Origin of the sequence: Pseudomonas brassicae, from assembly GCF_010671725.1 — a bacterium.
GTDB lineage: Bacteria > Pseudomonadota > Gammaproteobacteria > Pseudomonadales > Pseudomonadaceae > Aquipseudomonas > Aquipseudomonas brassicae.
In genome coordinates, this window is the sequence record NZ_JAAHBU010000340.1 from 1 (window position 1) to 5,478 (window position 5,478).

The 5,478-nt window shown below is 62.0% G+C and carries 5 protein-coding genes; all 5 read right to left on the reverse strand.

Features of this window, described 5'->3' with window-relative positions; all coding sequences use genetic code 11:
• Nucleotides 1–26 precede the first annotated feature (26 nt).
• On the reverse strand, nt 27–737 hold the full coding sequence (gene ispD / locus G3436_RS21050) for a 2-C-methyl-D-erythritol 4-phosphate cytidylyltransferase (protein WP_163949053.1): 711 nt from the start codon (nt 735–737) through the stop codon (nt 27–29).
• Nucleotides 734–1,012, reverse strand: a complete 279-nt coding sequence (ftsB, locus tag G3436_RS21055; RefSeq protein ID WP_163949056.1) for a cell division protein FtsB — start codon at nt 1,010–1,012, stop codon at nt 734–736. The genes ispD and ftsB overlap by 4 nt, the downstream gene beginning before the upstream one ends.
• Nucleotides 1,013–1,166: 154 nt before the next feature.
• The gene (eno, locus tag G3436_RS21060) at nt 1,167–2,456 is read right to left on the reverse strand and encodes a phosphopyruvate hydratase (RefSeq protein WP_163949059.1); all 1,290 of its coding nucleotides are present in this window, start codon (nt 2,454–2,456) and stop codon (nt 1,167–1,169) included.
• A 154-nt stretch (nt 2,457–2,610) separates the two neighbouring features.
• Nucleotides 2,611–3,456 carry a 3-deoxy-8-phosphooctulonate synthase gene (gene kdsA / locus G3436_RS21065; protein WP_163949062.1) on the reverse strand — a complete coding sequence of 282 codons (846 nt, stop codon included), beginning with the start codon at nt 3,454–3,456 and terminating at the stop codon, nt 2,611–2,613.
• A gap of 3 nt (nt 3,457–3,459) precedes the next feature.
• The gene (locus tag G3436_RS21070) at nt 3,460–5,088 is read right to left on the reverse strand and encodes a CTP synthase (protein WP_163949064.1); all 1,629 of its coding nucleotides are present in this window, start codon (nt 5,086–5,088) and stop codon (nt 3,460–3,462) included.
• Between the last annotated feature and the right edge of the window lie 390 nt (nt 5,089–5,478).

Genomic DNA, 5,478 nt, shown 5'->3' on the forward strand with positions numbered 1-5,478 from the left:
GCTTGCCAGCGAATTGGCCAACTCGCTCAATTGCCGCGATTGGCCCAGCGCTGGCGCAACCACTCCAGGTCTTCGGGCCGCGTCACCTTGATGTTGTCGTTGCGCCCTTCGATCAGCCGCGGCGCCTGCCCGGCCCACTCGATCGCCGACGCCTCGTCGGTGATCGCCACCTGGGCCACCAGGCTATCGGCCAAGGCCCGGTGCAACGCGCCCAGGCGGAACATCTGCGGGGTATACGCCTGCCACACCGTGCTGCGGTCGATGGTGGCACTGACCCGGCCATCGCCATCGGCGCGCTTGAGCGTGTCGCGGGCCGGTACCGCCAGCAGGCCACCGACCGGATCATCCGCCAGCTCGGCCAGCAAACGGTCAAGGTCGGCACGCGCCAGGTTCGGCCGCGCCGCATCATGCACCAGCACCCAGTCGCCATCGGCCGCGCCCTGGGCATGCAGCAGCAGCAAGGCATTGAGCACCGAATCGGCACGCTCGCGCCCTCCCGCCGCGCGCTGGACACGCGCGTCGCCGGCACAGGCCAGGCTCGGCCAGTAGGGATCATCTTCAGCAATGCTGACCACCACGCCCTTCAGGCGCGGGTGGCCAAGAAAACAGTCGAGGCTATGCTCGAGAATCGTCCGCCCGCCCAGTTGCAGGTACTGCTTGGGACGGTCGGCCGCCATGCGGGCACCAACGCCCGCCGCGGGAATCACTGCCCAGAAGGCAGGCAGCTGCGCAGTCATTGGGCCAACTGGTAGAGGGTTTCACCCTCCTTGACCATGCCCAGCTCGTGGCGCGCCCGTTCTTCAACGGTTTCCATACCTTTCTTCAACTCCAGCACTTCTGCATCAAGCACGCGGTTACGTTCCAGCAAACGCTCGTTCTCGGCGTGCTGTTCGGCAATTTGCTGCTTGAGGTCGGTGACCTGGGCCAGGCTGCCGTTGCCGACCCACAGACGATACTGCAGGCCACCCAGCAACAGGAGCAAGACGAGGAACAACCAATAGGGACTACGCATCAGGGTATCCACTGGAAAAAGCCGCCACTGCGCAAGACGCTGATGGCACGAAGCCTGGCCGAAGCCAGGCTTTGTGGGACAAGCACTTGCTGCACAGCTGAAAGATTAGCCGCCTCTTCCAGCCACGCACTGCGGCCTTTTTACCATCTCTCGCTTAGCCGCGAAACTCGGCACGGCCACGGTACACAGCCTTGCTGCCCAGTTGCTCTTCGATACGCAGCAGTTGGTTGTACTTGGACACGCGGTCGGAGCGACACAGCGAACCGGTCTTGATCTGGCCAGCAGCAGTACCAACGGCGAGGTCGGCAATGGTCGAATCTTCGGTTTCGCCCGAACGGTGCGAGATCACCGCGGTGTAACCGGCAGCCTTGGCCATCTGGATGGCTTCGAGGGTTTCGGTCAGGGTGCCGATCTGGTTGAACTTGATCAGGATCGAGTTGGCGATCTGCTTGTCGATGCCTTCTTTGAGGATTTTGGTGTTGGTCACGAACAGGTCGTCACCGACCAGCTGCACCTTCTCGCCGATCTTGTCGGTCAGGATCTTCCAGCCCGCCCAATCGGACTCGTCCAGGCCGTCTTCGATCGAGATGATCGGGAAACGCTCGGTCAGGCCCTTCAGGTAGTCGGCAAAACCTTCGGCGCTGAACACCTGGCCTTCGCCCGCCAGGTTGTACTTGCCGTCTTCGTAGAACTCGCTCGCGGCGCAGTCCAGCGCCAGGGTCACGTCGGTGCCCAGGGTGTAGCCGGCGTTGGCCACGGCTTCGGCGATGGCCGACAGCGCGTCTTCGTTGGAAGCCAGGTTTGGCGCGAAGCCACCTTCGTCACCCACGGCAGTATTCAGGCCACGGGCCTTCAGCACGGCCTTGAGGTGATGGAAAATCTCGGTGCCCATGCGCAGCGCGTCGGAGAAGGTCTTGGCGCCAACCGGCTGCACCATGAACTCCTGGATATCGACGTTGTTGTCGGCATGCTCGCCGCCGTTGATGATGTTCATCATCGGGACCGGCATGGAGTACTGGCCAGGGGTGCCATTGAGGTTGGCAATGTGCGCGTACAGTGGCAGGTCCTGGTCCTGTGCAGCGGCCTTGGCGGCAGCCAGGGACACGGCGAGGATGGCGTTGGCGCCCAGGTTGCCTTTGTTTTCGGTACCGTCGAGCTTGATCATCGCCAGGTCGAGGGCTTTCTGCTCGACCGGATCCTTGCCCAGCAGCAGGTCGCGGATCGGGCCATTGATGTTGGCGACGGCCTTGAGTACGCCCTTGCCCATGTAGCGGCCCTTGTCGCCATCACGCAGCTCCAGCGCTTCGCGCGAGCCAGTGGAAGCACCCGACGGCGCACAGGCGCTGCCGATGATGCCGTTGTCGAGCAGTACGTCCGCTTCAACGGTAGGGTTACCGCGCGAATCGAGAACTTCACGACCTTTGATGTCGACGATTTTTGCCATTGTTGTAAGCACTCCAGAATTGACGAAAACAACGCAGCTGAGAAAAAACCGGGTCCGTCACAGGCGGTTGGCACACGGGCAGGCCTGACGCGGACAAGCCCCTGACCCGAGGGTCAGGGGATGAACGGGCGGTACTTTACCGGAGAATCGAGTGTTACGCGGTTTCTACCGTCGGAAAACCCTTAACCAGTTCGTCCAGTTGCTTGAGCTGGGCCAGGAATGGCTCCAGTTTGTCCAGGCGCAGGGCGCACGGGCCGTCGCACTTGGCATTGTCCGGGTCTGGGTGGGCTTCGAGGAACAGGCCCGCCAGGCCCTGGCTGAGGCCGGCCTTGGCCAGGTCGGTGACCTGGGCACGACGACCGCCAGCCGAATCGGCGCGACCACCCGGCATCTGCAGGGCATGGGTCACGTCGAAGAACACCGGGTACTCGAACTGCTTCATGATGCCGAAGCCGAGCATGTCCACCACCAGGTTGTTGTAGCCGAAGCTCGAACCACGCTCGCAGAGGATCAACTGGTCATTACCGGCTTCTTCGCACTTGGTCAGGATGTGCTTCATCTCCTGGGGTGCGAGGAATTGCGCCTTCTTGATGTTGATCACCGCACCGGTCCTGGCCATCGCCACGACCAGGTCGGTCTGGCGCGACAGGAAGGCCGGCAACTGGATGATGTCGCACACGTCAGCCACGGCTTGCGCCTGGTGCGGCTCGTGCACGTCGGTGATCACCGGCACGTTGAAGGTGCGCTTGATCTCTTCGAAGATCTTCATCCCTTCTTCCAGGCCTGGGCCACGGTAGGAGGTGACCGACGAACGGTTGGCCTTGTCGAAGCTGGCCTTGAACACGTAGGGGATACCGAGTTTCTCGGTAACCCGCACATATTCTTCACAGACCTTCAGGGCCAGGTCACGGGATTCCAGCACGTTCATGCCGCCGAACAGGACGAACGGCTTGTCGTTGGCGATCTCGATGTTACCGACGCGAATGATCTTCTGGGTCATGGATCAGGCCTTGTTCTTTTGAGCCAATGCAGCTTTGACGAAGCCGCTGAACAGCGGGTGGCCGTCACGCGGGGTGGAGGTGAACTCCGGGTGGAACTGGCAGGCCACGAACCACGGGTGGTCCTTGGACTCGACCACTTCGACCAGCGCGCCGTCGCCGGAACGCCCCGACACCACCAGGCCAGCCTCAACCAGCTGCGGCAGCAGGTTGTTGTTGACCTCGTAACGGTGACGGTGACGCTCGACGATCACGTCCTTGGCGTAGCAGTCGTGCACCTTGGAGCCGCTTTGCAGCTGGCACTCCTGGGCGCCCAGGCGCATGGTGCCGCCCAGGTCGGAGGCTTCGGTACGGGTCTCGACCGCACCGGTGGCATCTTCCCACTCGGTGATCAGGCCCACCACCGGGTGACCGCTGGCGCGATCGAATTCGGTGGAGTTGGCGTCTTTCCAGCCCATCACGTTACGGGCGAACTCGATGACCGCCACTTGCATGCCCAGGCAGATACCCAGGTACGGCACCTTGTTTTCACGGGCGTACTGCACGGCAGTGATCTTGCCTTCCACACCGCGCAGGCCGAAACCGCCCGGTACCAGGATCGCGTCGACGCCTTCGAGCAGGCCGGTGCCCTGGTTCTCGATGTCTTCGGAGTCAATGTAGCGCAGGTTGACCTTGGTGCGGTTGCTGATGCCGGCATGGCTCATCGCTTCGATCAGCGACTTGTAGGCATCGAGCAGTTCCATGTACTTGCCGACCATGGCAATGGTGACTTCGTGCTCGGGGTTGAGCTTGGCGTCGACCACCGCATCCCACTCGGACAGGTCGGCGCTGCCGCACTGCAGGCCAAAGCGCTCGACGACGAAATCGTCCAGGCCCTGGGAATGCAGGATGCCCGGGATCTTGTAGATGGTGTCGGCGTCTTCCAGCGCGATCACCGCACGTTCTTCAACGTTGGTGAACTGGGCGATCTTGCGGCGCGACGAGCTGTCGATCGGGTGATCGGAGCGGCACACCAGCACGTCAGGCTGCAGGCCGATGGAGCGCAGCTCCTTGACCGAATGCTGGGTAGGCTTGGTCTTGGTCTCGCCGGCGGTGGCGATGTACGGCACCAGCGTCAGGTGCATCAGCATCGCGCGCTTGGCGCCGACTTCGAAACGCAGCTGGCGGATGGCTTCGAGGAACGGTTGCGACTCGATGTCACCCACGGTGCCACCGATCTCGACCATGGCCACGTCGGCATCGCCTGCGCCCTTGATGATGCGGCGCTTGATTTCGTCGGTGATGTGCGGGATCACCTGGATGGTGGCACCCAGGTAGTCACCACGACGCTCCTTGCGCAGCACGTGCTCGTAGACGCGGCCGGTGGTGAAGTTGTTGTTCTGGGTCATGGTCGTGCGGATGAACCGCTCGTAGTGGCCCAGGTCCAGGTCGGTCTCGGCGCCGTCGTGGGTGACGAACACTTCACCGTGCTGGAACGGGCTCATGGTGCCCGGGTCGACGTTGATGTACGGGTCCAGCTTGAGCATGGTGACCTTGAGCCCCCGCGCCTCCAGGATGGCCGCCAATGAAGCCGAGGCAATGCCTTTCCCCAATGAAGAAACAACACCGCCCGTGACGAATATGTAGCGCGTCATGAAAAACCCTAGAAGTCTGCGTTAAAGCGGTCTGTGCCGCCGGGGAAAGCGAAGGAAGGCCGAAGCCCCCGATCACCTGCGTCAATTACAGTGCATCTTAAAAAACTGCCGCGCATGGACAGACCGGGGGTTGAAAACCCGGCATGAAGCTCGCTAAACATTTTTAGAATCGCCCAGCAAAAAACTGCTTGGTAATCGGCAACAACCGTGATTCAGAGCAAACCACAGAAGTTGTATCAAGAAGGGAGCGTAGTCTACCGGAATGTCCCTTTCATCTCAAACCTTGCGCGCTTGTCGGTGCACGCCAGTGCAATTGCCAACCGCTTTGCCCCAGCCCTGGCAGGTTCGCCACGGCCAGCAGCCGTTCGTCCTGGAACAGCAGCGGCACGC

Bases quoted from the DNA above. Each gene is read 5' to 3' on its own strand.
- ispD (WP_163949053.1), bottom strand. From the start codon at position 737: ATGACTGCGCAGCTGCCTGCCTTCTGGGCAGTGATTCCCGCGGCGGGC.
- ftsB (WP_163949056.1), bottom strand. From the start codon at position 1,012: ATGCGTAGTCCCTATTGGTTGTTCCTCGTCTTGCTCCTGTTGCTGGGT.
- eno (WP_163949059.1), bottom strand. From the start codon at position 2,456: ATGGCAAAAATCGTCGACATCAAAGGTCGTGAAGTTCTCGATTCGCGC.
- kdsA (WP_163949062.1), bottom strand. From the start codon at position 3,456: ATGACCCAGAAGATCATTCGCGTCGGTAACATCGAGATCGCCAACGAC.
- G3436_RS21070 (WP_163949064.1), bottom strand. From the start codon at position 5,088: ATGACGCGCTACATATTCGTCACGGGCGGTGTTGTTTCTTCATTGGGG.